14 protein-coding genes and 1 riboswitch are annotated in these 15,594 nt (G+C 55.6%); all 14 genes read right to left on the reverse strand.

Translation table 11 applies throughout. The annotated features are described in order from the left end of the window. Positions 1-77 precede the first annotated feature (77 nt). Positions 78-701: a phosphoribosylglycinamide formyltransferase gene (purN, locus tag DFP94_RS22390; protein WP_114498705.1), complete on the reverse strand. Its 624-nt coding sequence runs from the start codon at positions 699-701 to the stop codon at positions 78-80. Further along, the gene (purM, locus tag DFP94_RS22395) at positions 701-1,744 is read right to left on the reverse strand and encodes a phosphoribosylformylglycinamidine cyclo-ligase (protein ID WP_114498706.1); all 1,044 of its coding nucleotides are present in this window, start codon (positions 1,742-1,744) and stop codon (positions 701-703) included. Before purM ends, purN begins: the two co-directional genes overlap by 1 nt. Before the next feature lie 683 nt (positions 1,745-2,427). Continuing rightward, the gene (gene purF, locus DFP94_RS22400; RefSeq protein WP_114498707.1) at positions 2,428-3,906 is read right to left on the reverse strand and encodes an amidophosphoribosyltransferase; all 1,479 of its coding nucleotides are present in this window, start codon (positions 3,904-3,906) and stop codon (positions 2,428-2,430) included. After that, entirely contained in the window at positions 3,891-6,134 is a 2,244-nt protein-coding gene (gene purL, locus DFP94_RS22405; RefSeq protein ID WP_114498708.1) for a phosphoribosylformylglycinamidine synthase subunit PurL, read from the reverse strand. Before purL ends, purF begins: the two co-directional genes overlap by 16 nt. Continuing rightward, positions 6,112-6,801 carry a phosphoribosylformylglycinamidine synthase subunit PurQ gene (gene purQ, locus DFP94_RS22410; RefSeq protein WP_114498709.1) on the reverse strand — a complete coding sequence of 230 codons (690 nt, stop codon included), beginning with the start codon at positions 6,799-6,801 and terminating at the stop codon, positions 6,112-6,114. The genes purL and purQ overlap by 23 nt, the downstream gene beginning before the upstream one ends. Before the next feature lie 3 nt (positions 6,802-6,804). Beyond that, entirely contained in the window at positions 6,805-7,050 is a 246-nt protein-coding gene (gene purS, locus DFP94_RS22415) for a phosphoribosylformylglycinamidine synthase subunit PurS (protein ID WP_114498710.1), read from the reverse strand. A gap of 60 nt (positions 7,051-7,110) precedes the next feature. Further along, a complete protein-coding gene (locus tag DFP94_RS22420) occupies positions 7,111-8,010 on the reverse strand; it encodes a phosphoribosylaminoimidazolesuccinocarboxamide synthase (protein WP_114498711.1) in 900 nt (299 codons plus the stop codon). Between the two features lie 235 nt (positions 8,011-8,245). Next, complete coding sequence (purB, locus tag DFP94_RS22425) at positions 8,246-9,547, reverse strand: adenylosuccinate lyase (RefSeq protein WP_114498712.1); 1,302 nt, start codon at positions 9,545-9,547, stop codon at positions 8,246-8,248. Further along, positions 9,544-10,776 (reverse strand): 5-(carboxyamino)imidazole ribonucleotide synthase, encoded by a 1,233-nt coding sequence (gene purK, locus DFP94_RS22430; RefSeq protein WP_114498713.1) that lies wholly within the window; start codon positions 10,774-10,776, stop codon positions 9,544-9,546. Before purK ends, purB begins: the two co-directional genes overlap by 4 nt. Continuing rightward, a complete protein-coding gene (gene purE / locus DFP94_RS22435) occupies positions 10,773-11,279 on the reverse strand; it encodes a 5-(carboxyamino)imidazole ribonucleotide mutase (protein WP_114498714.1) in 507 nt (168 codons plus the stop codon). The genes purK and purE overlap by 4 nt, the downstream gene beginning before the upstream one ends. 352 nt (positions 11,280-11,631) lie before the next feature. Beyond that, positions 11,632-11,733, reverse strand: a riboswitch (purine riboswitch). A gap of 547 nt (positions 11,734-12,280) precedes the next feature. Continuing rightward, complete coding sequence (locus DFP94_RS22440) at positions 12,281-12,715, reverse strand: universal stress protein (RefSeq protein ID WP_114498715.1); 435 nt, start codon at positions 12,713-12,715, stop codon at positions 12,281-12,283. A gap of 90 nt (positions 12,716-12,805) precedes the next feature. Next, on the reverse strand, positions 12,806-13,069 hold the full coding sequence (locus tag DFP94_RS22445) for a DUF1294 domain-containing protein (protein WP_114498716.1): 264 nt from the start codon (positions 13,067-13,069) through the stop codon (positions 12,806-12,808). Positions 13,070-13,175: 106 nt separating this feature from the next. Continuing rightward, entirely contained in the window at positions 13,176-13,313 is a 138-nt protein-coding gene (locus DFP94_RS25650; RefSeq protein ID WP_181873264.1) for a hypothetical protein, read from the reverse strand. Positions 13,314-13,415: 102 nt separating this feature from the next. Further along, positions 13,416-15,551, reverse strand: a complete 2,136-nt coding sequence (locus tag DFP94_RS22450) for a DNA topoisomerase III (RefSeq protein ID WP_114498717.1) — start codon at positions 15,549-15,551, stop codon at positions 13,416-13,418. Positions 15,552-15,594 lie beyond the last annotated feature (43 nt).

Raw genomic sequence — 15,594 nt, forward strand, 5'->3', positions numbered from 1 at the left:
TAAATTAAGTAATGCTGACCCCGATATTTCTCGGGAAATATCGAAACCTCTATCTGTCCGGCTGAAAAAGCCGCATTTTACTGTCGTACAGTGACTTTTCTGCCTTCCACAATAACGCGGCCGCTTGCAAACCACGACACAACCTGCGGGTACAGCCTTTTTTCCGCTTGGTGGATTCTGTCTTCCAGTGTTTGAATATCGTCATCCGGCAACAAAGGAACCGCCTCTTGCGCCACAACAGTGCCGGTATCCATGCCTCCGTCCACCAGATGCACGGTAACGCCGGTTACCTTTACGCCGTATTCCCACGCCTGCCCGATCGCATCTTTACCCGGAAACGCCGGCAGTAGCGAAGGATGGATATTGATCATTTTTCCCGCATAAGGTTCTACCAGAACCGAAGTAAGGAGCCGCATATATCCAGCAAGTACTATGAGATCGACCTGATGCTTTTCAAGCTCCGCGACAATCTCTGCCTCGTAATCTTCGCGGCGGGCATACCCCTTAGGCGTAAAAAGAAAAGTATCTACGCCCGCCTGCCGTGCGCGCTCCACCACCGGAGCCTGCGGCTTGTCGCAAACGAGCAGGACAATTTCTGTGGAGCCCAGTTTGCCAGCACGCGAGGACTCCACCAGCGCCTGAAAATTGCTTCCCTGGCCGGAAGCAAACACCGCGATCCGGTAGGAGGAAGACGACGCCATTACACTTCCGCTCCCTTAAACGTAACGATGCCTTCGCCGGATGTTACCACGCCGATTACATAAGGCGTTTCTCCTGCGGCGCTGAGCGCAGCCAAGGAAGCCTCGGCATCCTGTTCCGATACGACGATGACAAGGCCGATGCCCATATTGAATGTCGTAAACATATCCCGGTTGCTGACATCGCCCTTTTGCTGAAGCAGCGAAAAGATCGGCAAAATCGGCCACGAACCGTAGTCGATTTCGACATTGACTCCTTCCGGCAATACGCGCGGAATATTTTCGATAAACCCGCCGCCGGTAATGTGAGCCATCCCTTTGACCTTGACCTGTTCCAGCAGGCCAAGAACCGGCTTCACATACAACTTGGTCGGCGTCAGCAGCACATTGCCGAGCGCTTCGCCGCCGAGCTCCGGCAAGCGATCCTGCAGGCCGCAGCCGGCTTGCTCCAGCAGCAGCTTCCGCACCAGCGAGAAGCCGTTGCTGTGCACGCCGCTCGATGCCAGGCCGATCACCGTGTCGCCGGCAGCAATCGTGCTGCCGTTTACGATTTTGCTCTTGTCGACCACGCCAACCGTAAATCCGGCGATGTCGTATTCGCCTTCGCTGTACATGCCCGGCATTTCCGCCGTTTCGCCACCGATCAGGGCACAGCCCGATTCATGGCATCCTTCGGCAATCCCGGCCACGATCGACTCAATCTTCTCGGGCACCACTTTATCACAAGCCAGATAATCGAGGAAGAACAACGGCTCCGCCCCTTGAACGACGATGTCGTTCACGCACATCGCAACCGCGTCGATTCCGATCGTATCGTGCTTATCCATCGCGAACGCGATTTTAAGCTTCGTGCCTACGCCGTCGGTTCCCGACACCAGCACCGGTTCCTCATATTTGTCTTTGTTCAGCCCGAACAAAGCTCCGAAACCGCCCAAATCCGTCATAACCTCCGGACGGAACGTCCGTTTGACGTGCTTCTTCATCCGCTCTACCGCTTCATTGCCTGCCGCGATATCCACACCGGCGTTTTTGTAAGCTTCAGACACGTAAGGACACACTCCTTAAAATGGATTTATTGAACACGCCAACACTTGCAGCCAAACTCCGTTGTAATGCAAAGAACAAACAGTAAATCTAGAATGAATAGTGCCGAATCGCCTCTTCCGGCTCAATTAACTGGAAAACCTACAGTTACTTTCCCAATAAACGCTTCATCAACCAAAATAACTTGAAATCCTCCAGTTATTTTGCACGAAAAGCTCCCTCATGAACAAAAAGCCCGAAATTAACTGGAGAAAACCCAGCTATTTAAGAAAACCGATCCTAATTGAATAAATTAGCTGGAGGAAATACAGTTAATTCCCAGATGACATCCGCATTTAGGCACTAACTTGGTCTCTGGCATTACTCGACACGCTCGAATGGAAGTTACTCTACCTGATCTTGGCTCAGCCTCCGAGCACTGGCCTAACTCCGAACTTATCTCTCTGCTTCTTTTACCGAACATTACTCTATCCTGACCTTAACTAGGTCGTCGAAAATTAGACTTACCCGAACTAACTATCCAATCCGTGCGAAAGTAACTCGATCTCAAACCTAGCTCAGCCTCCGAACCCTGACACTAACACCGAACTTATCTCTCTGCTTCGTACATACTAGCACCAATCCGTGGTTTCTGACCCGAGACCCGACATTAATTCATCATGTGAAATACAAATGCCGTGAAAAATCAGCAGGTGCAGCCAAATTTCTCTTCGCCGTCGAAATCAGTCCGGGTCGGGTAATCGTTGTCGAAGCAGGCCATGCACAGGCCGCCTTTATAGTCGTCCCGATTGTCGCCGCCAACAGCGCGAACCAGGCCCTCCGGCGTCAAAAACTGCAGCGAATCCGCATTGATCTCCCGGCGGATTTCATCGACCGTTTTGGACGAGGCGATCAATTCGCCGCGATCCGGCGTGTCGATTCCGTAGAAGCACGGATTCTTAAACGGCGGCGAGGTGATGCGCACATGCACCTCGGTCGCCCCGGCCTCGCGCAGCAGATTGACGATGCGCCGCGACGTCGTGCCGCGGACGATCGAGTCGTCGATCATGACGACGCGCTTGCCCTCCACCACGCGGCGGACGGCGCTCAGCTTCATCTTGACGCCCTGCTCGCGCAGTTCCTGGCTCGGCTGGATAAACGTCCGTCCGGTGTATTTGTTCTTGATCAGACCGAGCTCGTAAGGGATGCCGGTCTGCTCTGCGTAGCCGATGGCGGCTGAGATGCTGGAGTCGGGCACGCCGGTGACCACATCGGCATCCACGAATGACTCCTGGGCCATCACTTGTCCCATCCGCTTGCGCGAGGCGTGCAGGTTCGACCCGTTCAGATCGCTGTCGGGACGAGAGAAATAAATGTACTCCATCGCGCACAACGCTTTGCGTTGTGGCTCGGCATAACGATCTTCCCGCAGCCCGTTCCCATCAAGCACCAGCATCTCGCCCGGCTTGATATCGCGGATCGTCTCCGCGCCGACCACCTCGAACGCGCACGTCTCGGACGAGAACAGGTAGGCGTCGCCCAGCCGTCCCATCGTCAAAGGACGCAGGCCGTTCGGATCGCTGGCGACGAGCAGCTTGTCGTTCGTCAGCAGCAGGAAGGCAAAGCCGCCGACAAGCTGACGGAGCGCGTCCTTCGCCGCCTCGACGAAATCCTTCGGCGACCGCGCGATCAAATGCGCGATAACCTCCGTGTCGCTCGTTGTTTGAAAGATAGAGCCGCTTTGCTCCAGCTCGCGGCGGATTTTCGGCGCGTTCACGATGTTGCCGTTCGTCGCCACCGCCAGGTCGCCGTCGCGGTATTTGAAGATCAGCGGCTGCGCATTGGTCAAACGGCTATCGCCGCTCGTCGAATACCGCACATGGCCGATGGACCGGTTCCCGACCAGCGTGGCCAGCTTGTCGCGGTCAAACACCTCTTTGACCAGCCCCATGCCGCGGTGGTAGTTGAACGACTTCCCGTCCGTTACGCACAGCCCTGCGCTCTCCTCCCCCCGGTGCTGCAATGCATGCAGCCCGTAATAGGAAAGAGAGGCGGCCTCCCCATGGCCGAATACGCCGAATACGCCACATTCTTCTTTTAACGTATCGAATATATCGCTTCTTCCCGTGCCTTCGTTATAATAATCGCCTGTCCAAAGCCCTTGCGGTATTATTTCATCAGACATGGAATGGTGTCCTCCCAAACCCGCTTGAGTCCCTCCACCGGTCTGTTCAGGGCGGAAGCTCCGCCTACGTGAATGACAAGGTTTTCGCCTGCCACCCGCCCGATTCTTTGTACCGGAACACCGCGCGAAACGATGAAATCCTGCAGCTTCTCCGCTTGTTCCGCAGAGGCGGAGAGCAGGATCCGGGACTGTGATTCGCTGAACAAGGCCACATCGGGACGTAGCGTGGAATCAAATTCGACAATGGCGCCCAGGCCTCCGCTGATGCAGGATTCCGCCAGCGCTACCGCCAGGCCGCCTTCCGACAAATCATGCGCGGAAGCAACCAGCCCGTGTTGGATCGCGCCAAGAACGGTATCCAGCAGCTTCTTCTCCACCACCAGATCCAGTTGCGGCGGACGTCCTTCCGTCACGCCATGTACGGTTGCCTGGAATTCGCTGCCCCCAAGCTCGCCGCGCGTCTCGCCGAGCAGCAGGATGACGTCGCCTTCGGCTTTGAAACCCTGCGTCGTAATATGATCGGTATCATGCACCAGTCCGACCATCCCGACGACAGGCGTCGGATAAATCGCTCCCTTGGCGTTTTCGTTGTACAGGCTGACGTTACCGCCGATGACCGGCGCGTCCAGCACGCGGCAAGCTTCCGCCATGCCGTCGACCGACCGCTCCATCTGCCAGAAGATTTCCGGCTTCTCCGGACTTCCGAAATTCAGGTTATCCGTAATCGCCAGCGGCTCCGCGCCCGAACAAACGATATTGCGCGCCGCTTCGCTGACCGCGATCTTACCGCCCACTTCAGGATCCAGATAAACGAACCGTCCGTTGCAGTCCGTCGTCATCGCCAGGCCCTTGCGGGTCCCGCGAATCGTAACGACCGCTGCGTCCGAGCCCGGACGAACCGCCGTGCTGGTGCGGACCATGTAGTCATACTGATCGTAAACCCATGCTTTGCTCGATACCGAAGGCGAAGCCAGCACTTTTTCGAGCGCTCCCCCTAGGTCCGTAACCTCTTCATAGCGCAATGTATCCACAGCCGCGTTTTGCTCGTAATAAGCAGGTACAGCGGACGGCTTATCATAAATCGGGCACTCGTCGACCAGCGCCGTTACCGGCATATCGCCTACGATCTCGCCATGATGGAACAGCTTCAGGCGGCCGTCGTCCGTTACTTTGCCGACTTTCGAGCAAATGACGCCCCAGCGTTCGAAAATCTCCATTGCCTGTGCTTCATCTTTGGGCTCGACGACGAACAGCATCCGCTCCTGGGATTCGGACAGCATCATTTCATACGCCGACATACCCTCTTCTCGCTGCGGAACCTGATCCAGGTACAGCTCAAGCCCGTTGCCTGCTTTGCTCGCCATTTCGGCGCTAGAGCATGTAAGCCCGGCCGCTCCCATATCCTGAATGCCGAGTACGATGCCCGTGTCGATCAGTTCAAGGCAAGCTTCCATCACGAGCTTCTCCATGAATGGGTCGCCGACCTGCACCGCCGTCCGTTTTGCTTCCGATTCCTCCGTCAGCTCTTCCGAAGCGAACGTCGCGCCATGAATGCCGTCGCGGCCCGTTGGAGGACCTACATAGAAGACCGGATTGCCGACACCTTTGGCGACGCCGCGCTGGATCTTATCGTGGTCGATCAGCCCGACGCACATTGCATTAACCAGCGGGTTGCCATCATAGCTGTCATCGAACACAACCTCGCCGCCTACCGTCGGAATGCCGATGCAGTTGCCGTAACCGGCGATCCCGGACACGACATGCTCGAACAAATATTTCACACGCTCGTTTTCCAATTTGCCGAACCGGAGAGAGTTTAACAGAGCAACCGGTCTTGCGCCCATGGAAAAAATATCGCGGATAATTCCGCCCACGCCTGTCGCCGCGCCTTGATAAGGCTCAACCGCCGAAGGGTGATTGTGGCTTTCGATTTTAAATACGACCGCCTGGTTGTCGCCGATATCGACGATCCCCGCGCCTTCTCCGGGTCCCATCAACACGCGAGGACCGCTGGTCGGAAAACGGCGAAGCAGCGGTTTGGAGTTTTTATAAGCGCAATGCTCGGACCACATCACGCTGAATACGCCGATTTCCGTATAATTCGGTTTCCGGCCGAGGAATCCGCAGATCAGTTCATACTCGCTATCCGAAACGCCCATTTGTTTGTAAATTTGCTGCTGTGCGATTTGCTCCGCATTCGGTTCCTTAGCGGACACTTGCTGACTCATGCCGATCCCTCCATGCCTTTAATATCGAAGTAAACATTTTTTTGCCGTCGTCCGAGCCAAGCAGGCTATCCACCGCACGTTCCGGGTGGGGCATCATCCCGACCACGTTCCCGCGCTCGTTGGAGATGCCTGCGATATCATCGATTGATCCGTTCGGATTGTTCACGTATTTAAAAATAATCTGGTTATTCTTCTTCAATTGGGCGTGCGTGGCTTCATCGCAATAATAGTTGCCTTCGCCGTGCGCGATCGGAATCGTAATTTCTTCCCCGGCAGCGTACTGCGTCGTAAACGGATTGCCGTTGTTTTCTACGCGAAGCACGGTATCGTGGCAGCGGAACTTCAACGACATATTGCGCCGCAACGTACCCGGCAGCAAACCGGCTTCGGTCAAAATCTGGAATCCGTTACAAATGCCAAGCACATATTTGCCTTGATCCGCGGCCTTCGCAACTTCCGCCATGACCGGAGCAAACCGGGAAATGGCGCCGCAGCGAAGGTAATCGCCATAGGAGAAACCGCCAGGGACAAGAATACAGTCATAAGCGGAAAGATCCGTGGCCGTATGCCACACGTAGTCGACAGGCTCTCCAATCGTATCTTCCACCGCTTTATAGCAGTCGATATCACAGTTGGAACCGGGAAATACGAGTACTGCGAATTTCATAAATCAGCCCTCCAGTTCGAAGCGGTAATCTTCTACCACCGTATTGGCGAGCAGCTTTTCGCACATCGCCTTGATACGGGCTTCCGCCTCGAAACGGTCATTGGAATCCAACTGAATTTCCATATACTTGCCGATCCGGACGCTGTCCACTTCCCTGAAACCCATGGAATGCAGCGCGCCTTGTACGGCAACCCCCTGCGGATCAAGTACACTTTGCTTGATGGTGACATAAACGCGAGCTTTAATCATTTCCTTGTGTTCCTCCTAGTATTGGATTGAGCGGCAATGCCGCGAATAATTGATACAAAACTACTTTAGCTCCTGACCAGTCAATCGGCTGAAAATATCACGATAGCGCCGGGTTGTTTCCTCGACCACCTGCGGCGGCAGCGGATCAGGCCGGCTGTTCTTGTCCCAATCCGACCCGGCCAGATAGGTCCGGACCGGTTCTTTGTCCATGCTGTCGATTTCTATATCGAGCGCATAGTTTTCTTTTGCCCAGAAACGAGACGCATCCGGCGTGAAAATCTCGTCGATCAGGATCAGCTTATCGTCAATCAGGCCGAATTCCAGTTTGCAATCCGCCAAAATAATGCCGCGCTCCTCGCAGTAATCGCGGGCGAAGCCGTAAAGCTCCAAACTTCGCGCGCGAAGCTGTTCCGCCAAATCCGCGCCTACCAGCTCCGACATCGCCGCGAACGAAATATCCTCGTCGTGTCCGACGTCGTTTTTGGCTGCCGGGGTGAAAATCGGCCGCTCCAGCTTGCTGTTCTTGCGGAGCCCTTCCGGCAGCTTGATCCCGTTGATTTCGCCGCTGCTCTCATACTGGCGCCAGCCTCCCCCGGTGACGTATCCGCGAACGACGCATTCGATATCGATCCGCTGCGCTTTGCGGGTCACCATAACCCGGTTCCTAAACACATCCCGATGCTCTTTCGGCACGACATCGCCAAGTCGTTCGACATCCGTATGAATCACGTGATTGTCCATCAAATCCAGGGTCTGCTCAAACCAATACGCGCTCAGCCGGTTCAGCACATTGCCCTTGTCGGGTACGGCCGGCTCCAGCACATAATCGAATGCGGAGATCCGGTCCGTGACCACGATCAAATAATGCTCCCCCAGATCGTAGAGTTCCCGGACCTTGCCTTTGTAAAGCAGCGGAGCCTGGATCAGTTCGGCCCCCGTGGAAATTGCCGCTGTTGACATGTTCGCTTCCTCCTGTCTCCTTCTTCTCCCATAAGTTCAAGAGATAACGCTAAAAAATATCCCTACTTCAAGCCTTTTCTCAACTTACCGGCCAACATGGCCTAACGCCGATCAAAAACGCTGCATCGGGCAAAATAACGATATTTTTTATCGCTATTTCTAAAAATAGAGCCGGACAGCCGGCGTCCCGGACCTGCTAATCTAACTCGGTCAGGCTTCGGCTGTCCTCATGCTCCTACTTTTCAACCAATCCCAGCTTGCGGAAAATTGTATCGACATGCTTCAAATGCCATGCCGGGTTAAAAGCGTCGTCGATTTCTTCCTTGCTCAGCACCGAAGTGATTTCCGGCGTCTCTTCGACGATGTCGCGGAATTGACGCTGGGTCTCCCATGCCTGCATCGCACGCGGCTGCACGGTATCATAAGCCTGCTCGCGGCTGAAGCCTTTATCGATCAGCTTCGTCAAGACGCGGCCGGAGAACGGTACGCCGAACGTACGACCCATATTGCGCTTCATGTTCTCCGGGAACACCGTCAGATTTTTCACGATATTGCCGAAGCGGTTCAACATATAATTCAGCAGCATCGTAGCATCCGGCAAAATGATGCGCTCCACGGAGGAGTGCGAAATGTCGCGTTCATGCCACAACTGCACATCTTCGTAAGCCGAGATCATATGGCCGCGGATAACGCGGGAGAGACCGGAAATGTTCTCGCAACCGATCGGGTTGCGCTTGTGCGGCATGGCGGACGAGCCCTTTTGCCCCTTCGCGAATGCTTCCTCCACCTCGCGGAATTCACTCTTTTGCAACGCTCGGATCTCGGTGGCAAACTTGTCGAGCGACGTGGCGATCAGCGCTAGCGTCGCCATGTATTCTGCATGGCGGTCACGCTGCAGCGTTTGCGTGGAAATCGGTGCCGGACTTGTACCGAGCTTACCGCATACGAACTCCTCGACAAACGGGTCAATGTTCGCGTAGGTGCCGACGGCACCGGAGATTTTGCCATACTGTACATTGTCCGCCGCGCGGCGGAAACGCTCCAAGTTGCGTTTCATTTCTTCGTGCCAGAGCGCCATTTTGAGCCCAAAGGTGGTCGGCTCCGCATGCACCCCGTGCGTGCGTCCCATCATCGGCGTATCTTTGTAGGCCAGCGCTTTGTCGCGCAGGATTTCGATAAAGTTCACGATATCTTTTTCGAGAATTTCGTTCGCCTGTCTCAGCAAGTAACCCAGCGCCGTATCGACGACATCGGTCGAGGTCAGGCCGTAATGCACCCATTTACGCTCCGCTCCCAGGCTTTCCGATACGGCCCGTGTAAACGCAATAACGTCATGGCGGGTTTCCTGTTCGATCTCATAAATCCGGTCGATGTCAAAAGTCGCATTCTGCCGCAGCAATGCTACGTCTTCCTTTGGAATAATGCCCAGTTCCGCCCAAGCTTCACATGCGCAAATTTCAACTTCCAGCCAGGCTTTGAACTTGTTCTCCTCGGTCCAAATCGCTCTCATTTCCGGTCTGCTGTAACGTTCGATCATGAGTCTTGATTCCTCCAAATCTTGGTTTGCTGTATAAAATCCAGTCCGTCCCGCACATCCCCGCACAGTAAATTAATATGCCCCATTTTCCGTTTGGGGGCCGAGCCGTTCTTTCCATATAAGTGTACTTTCGGGATCACGTTAAATCCAGTCGTTGCCGAAGATTCCGTCCCGCCAAACCAATCGCCGCTTGCCACGGCTTCCGTCACCGCCTCCATATGCTCGCCGAGCACATTGACCATCACAACCGGCGTCCGCAGCGACGTTTCGCCCAACGGGAGATTGCATACCGCCCGCACATGTTGCTCGAACTGCGAGGTTGTGCAGGCTTCCAGCGTGTAGTGGCCGGAGTTATGCGGGCGCGGCGCCAATTCATTGACGTAAAGTTGTCCGTCTTCCGTCAAAAACATCTCCACCGCAAGCAGTCCGACCGCTTCCATCGATTCAGCGATCCGGGCGCCCAATATTTCCGCTTCCCGCTGCACCGCTTCGTCCACCCGGGCCGGAACGATGGACACATGCAAAATGTTATCCACATGCATGTTCTCCGCGACCGGGAACGTGACGATTTCGCCGCGTGGGCTGCGGGCCGCAATGACCGACAGTTCCTTCACGAACGAAACGAACTGCTCCAGCACCAGCTCCGTCCCTGCCCGGCTCAGCTCGGCATAGGCCGGACCAATCTCGCCTTCAGAGCGGATCACCCACTGACCCTTGCCGTCATAGCCGCCGGTAGCCGTCTTCAGCACGGCCGGCAGGCCCAGCCTGGACACGGCGGCCCGCAGGTCCGCCTCGCTGCCGATCTCCGCATACGGCGCTACCTTTACGCCCGCCGCCTCGACCGCACGTTTCTCGCGGAGCCGGTGCTGAGTCGTATAAAGCAGGCGACTGCCTTGCGGCACGTACGACTGCTCCGCCAGCAGCGCGGCCACCCCGGCGTCCACGTTCTCGAACTCGTACGTGATGACATCCGCTCGCTCCGCCAGCGCCCGGGCCGCATCCTTATCGCTGTATCCCGCGACGATCTGATCCGCCACCTGTCCGCACGGCGATTCCGGCGTCGGATCCAGCGCGATGAAGCGGTAGCCGAGGTTGCTGCCGGCCAGCGCCATCATCCGACCAAGCTGGCCGCCGCCGAGTACGCCGATCGTGGAGCCCGGCCCAATCACCGGAGCTTCTTCCTTCGGCGCGTCCCCGCCAAGCGTATTCCGCTGCTCTGCCGCGCTCATTGTCCCTCCGCTCCCGACACCAGCTCGCTGCTGCTTTCCAGCACTACGTCGCGCAAGTTGTCGCGGCGCTCTTGTAGCCGAGCGGCCAGCTTCGGATCGAACGCGCCCAGCATCTGGGCTGCCAGCAATCCGGCGTTAATCGCGCCCGCTTTGCCGATCGCTACGGTCGCCACCGGGATGCCGCCCGGCATCTGCACGATTGACAGCAGCGAATCGAGGCCGTTCAGCGCCGCCGATTTGACCGGAACACCGATGACCGGCAGCACGGTTTTCGCTGCAACCATGCCGGGCAAATGAGCCGCTCCCCCGGCCCCGGCGATAATGACCTTCAACCCGCGTCCGGCCGCATTTTCCGCAAATTCAAACATAAGATCCGGCGTGCGATGAGCCGACACCACCTGTTTTTCATAAGGGACTTCCAATTCCTCCAATACGGCGCATGCGTGGGACATCGTCTCCCAGTCCGATTTGCTGCCCATGATTACTGCAACCTGTGCTGACATGGCTATAACCCACTTTCTATATTTAATCTCGTTCCGGAATATAAACATTTCCCGGTCCGGGTAAACAAGTCACTACACAGCCGCCATGCATAAAGCGGCGCAATATGTTGCTATTGGCTTCCTTCCGTTCCAATAAAAAAAGTCCGGGACACCATGAAAATAACATGTATTTTCAAAGATCCGGACCCGGGTGTGAACGCGCCGCTGCCGCTTTGACCTGCGATCCCCCAAAACTATTTCTTCGGGCCATCGCCAAATAAGGTGTTCGCGCGGAGCAACTTATCTTTAAAGTGTCGGTTTTAAAAGTCATCCATGCTCCGTGCTGCAAGCCGGCCGACCTTTAACCCGCACTCAAAATGACGTATTCACTCGTAGTCCGAAAATTTACGGTTCTCAGGTAGAAACTTCCGGGCCATATTCCCGGCTTTATACGAGATAACTAACTAATATTCAACTGATATCGCGGTTTCCCGCCGTGCCCTTCTAGTGTACCAATCCCGGACAAAGGATGTCAACTAAAACACGAACATTAAAATAATGCCAATTCCGAATGTTCGTCTTTAGCGGATTGCGGCCACAAAACCCCTGTGCTCTGGGCGCATCAGCTTGTCTTATTTGCCGACGAGGTAGTGAAAAAGTTTGTCGTATCTCGGGTCATCGAGTCAGCAGAATCAGCAGAGTCAGCAAAGTCAGTAGCGTCGGCAGGTTATCGAGTCATCGGGTCATGATGCCACGGTTCGATCCATCCTAACTGACACAGGAGACGTTAAATCGCAAAAAAGTCCTCATTTCCTGCTCTAACGGACACAGAAGACCTTAATTGCCTCTCCGAGCGCAAAATAGCGCTCATTTTCCTAACTTAAGAGCCCTGGTGTCCGTTAGATTTTGAAATCAACATTTTCGCGCTGTTTAAGGGCTCCCATGTCCGTTACGTAAGCCATGCCGCCGCAAAACCACAAAAAAGGAACACCGATAACCGGCATTCCTTCCGACTTTTCTAATTATTTGATGACGAGCACAGGAATGCGCGCATGCTGAACGACGTTATGGCTGACGCTGCCGAGCACGAATTCGCGGATGCCGCCAAGACCACGGCTGCCAATGATAATGACGTCGTTGTCGTGTTTTTTCGCATAATCGAGAATTCCTTCCGCCGGAGCTCCCTGGATCAGTTCAACCTTGGCCGTTACGCCGGCCGCATCCAGGCGGTTTTTCGCTTCTTCCACCGTCTTCTCGGCCAATTCGTAAAAATCCTGGTTAACCGAGGCCGGCACGGGCGCGAACCCCTCCGCTACATAAAACCGCGGGAAATCGAACACGTGCAACACCTCAAGACTCGCTCCCGGCGAGATTTTAACCAATTCAATCGCCTTATCAAGCGCTTTGTTAGAAGCTTTGGAACCGTCATAGGCGGCTACAATTTTAGAAAATAACATAGGAAGCACCCCTCTTCTCTAAAAGTATGTACACCATTAAACCCTATAAACCCGGAATGAAACGAAGGCTATCCCGAATGCTTAAGCAACTCAGGTTAAAAAATAACCATAGAGCACGGCGTTCAAAAGAAGCAGCAGCGGAACCCCGACACGGAAACTGGCATGTTTCGTTTTGTGGCGTTTCATGTTCATGGCCAGCAGCACCCCGAGCGCTCCCCCAATGGCGGCGAGCAAGAACAGCGTCTTTTCGGGAATGCGTTCTTTCCTCTGCCTGGCACGCCGTTTGTCGTCGGACATGACGATATATGCCACGACATTGATAAAAATAAACCAGACCAGTAGCCCCGTCCTTATGTCGATCGCCCCCTCGCATCCGACTTCCTTGGCATAAGCCTTCCTGATTCCATTATACTGCTAATGCTTGTATTTAAAAAGCTCCCCTCGCGGGGAGCTCATTCTATCACGATTCCTGCTTCGCAATCTCATTCAGGCTTGGAGGGTATTCCGCCTGCTTCTTGGGTTTCAGCGAAACGGTTTCCTCCAGAATACTAGATTTATTTTGCCGGTTCTGGGTCTTCTCAGCTTTGTTGTGCGGCACAAAGATCACCTCCCGGGTTTTAGCATCCCGAGCGTTTTCGCAATTTATACGGAATGTAAATATCGGGTACCGGGCACGTTACCGGTTTCCAAGCCTCACGGATTAATCACCCTTTTTCTCCATGGCGGCCTTGAGCAGTTCACCCAGATTGGAGCCGAGCGTTTCCTGCTTCGCATATTGCTGGACCAGCTTCTGCTGTTCCCGCTTGTTTACGTGCTTGGAATCCTTATTCACGGCTTCTGTAATGCCGCAAGGCAGACATTGAACGTAAAGCCCGGCCTTGCCTTCCTTCAGCTCCATCTTCTTGTGGCACTGCGGGCAGCGGCGGTTGGAGAGGCGCTTTTCTCCGGACCGGCGGTAGCCGCAGTCCTCGCTCGGACAAATCAGTAGCAGGCCCCGCTTCGTTTTCTTCTCGAGCAGCTGCGTCCCGCAGTCCGGACAATGGCTATTCGATACATTATGCGGTTTGTAGGTGGCCTCGCTGTTTTTGACTCCGCGCACCAGGCTCACGGCCATTTCCCGGATCCCTCCGAGGAACGGCTCCGGTTTGCCTTGCCCGCGGGCGATCCGCTCCAGTTCCGACTCCCATTTCGCCGTCAGTTCCGGCGACCGGAGATCGGCGGGAGCCAGATCGATCAACTGCTTGCCTTTGCCCGTAGGATGCAAGGCGGAACCCTGACGATCAATCGTGTCGGAACTCACCAGCTTCTCGATGATGTCCGCGCGCGTCGCCGGCGTGCCGAGACTATGCTTCTCCATCTGGGTGAGCAGCGCAGCTTCGGTATACCGCTTCGGCGGCTGGGTCCGTCCGCTTTGGATGCGGCAGAGCTTTACCGTGACGGTCTCGCCTTCCTTCAGCTCCGGCAGCGAAGCCTTGCCGTTCTCTTCCCGGTCTTCCCGGTCATCGTCTTCGTCAGACTCGTCGATCGCTTGCCCGTCATAAACGGCTCTCCAACCGCTGTCCTTCACCGTAACGCCTTTGGCATGCAGCTTCTCTCCATTGACGTCCAGGACGACGGCAACGCTATCGAACCGGGCCGGCGGATAAAACAGGCTGATGAACCGCCGCACGATCAGATCATACAACTTGCGTTCTTCCGCATTCAGCGCATTCAAGATGACGGTCTGCTCCGTCGGGATAATCGCATGGTGATCGCTGACTTTACCGTCGTCTACGATCCGTTTGCTTACCGGAAGCGACTTACGTAACAAGGGTCTCGCCAGCGGAGCATAAGGCCCGATGGCGACGCTGGTCAAGCGCTCCTTCAGCGTATCGACCATATCCGTGGTCAGATAACGCGAATCCGTACGCGGATAAGTAACCAGCTTGTGCTGTTCATACAGCCGCTGCAACACATTGGACGTTTGCTTTGCCGAAAAGCCCAGCAGACGGTTGGCATCGCGCTGCAGTTCGGTCAAGTCGTAGGCCTGCGGGTGTGGCACCTGCTTCTCGCTCTTGTTCAGCTTGAGAATTTTGCCGCTGCGCCCCTCCAGCTTCCTCTGCAGGCCGGCGGCCTTGTCCGCCTCGAAGATGCGCGAGTCGCCGCCGCTTCCGCGCCATACGGCTTCGAAGGCACCCAGATCGGCGCGAAGCACCTGATACTCCTCCGATTGAAAGGAGAGAATCTCGCGCTCGCGCTGCATGATCATGCCCAGGGTCGGCGTCTGCACGCGCCCGGCCGACAGCGGGGCGCCGAATTTGCAGGTCAGCGCCCGCGTCACGTTCAGGCCGATCATCCAGTCGGCCTCGGCCCGGCAGCGCGCCGAATGGTACAGCCGCTCGAACTGCGCGCCCGGCTTCAGCGAAGCGAAGCCCTCTTTGATCGCCTTGTCGGTTTGCGAAGAGATCCAGAGCCGTTGGAACGGCTTGTTCCACTTCGCCATCTCCATAATCCATCTCGCGAGCAATTCGCCCTCCCGCGCCGCGTCCGTCGCGATAATCAGCTCGCTAATGTCCTGGCGGCGCATAAGCTGCTGTACAGCTTTATACTGATGGCTGCTCTCCCGCAGCACCTTCAGTTTCATTTTTCCGGGAAGAATCGGAAGATCCTCCAGGGACCACGTCCCGTATTTGCCGTCATAATCCTCGGGCTCGGCCAGTCCGACCAAATGGCCGAGCGCCCAGGTCACCACGTATTTCGGTCCCTCAAAATGGCTCTTATGCTTATCGCGGCTTCCCATCACCCGTGCGATTTCCCTTGCAACGGACGGTTTTTCCGCCAATACCAACGTTTTCATAAATGTAATGATGCACTCCTTTCTTTCCTGCCTACATTATATC

This window comes from Fontibacillus phaseoli, from assembly GCF_003337355.1.
GTDB classification, from domain to species: domain Bacteria; phylum Bacillota; class Bacilli; order Paenibacillales; family Paenibacillaceae; genus Fontibacillus; species Fontibacillus phaseoli.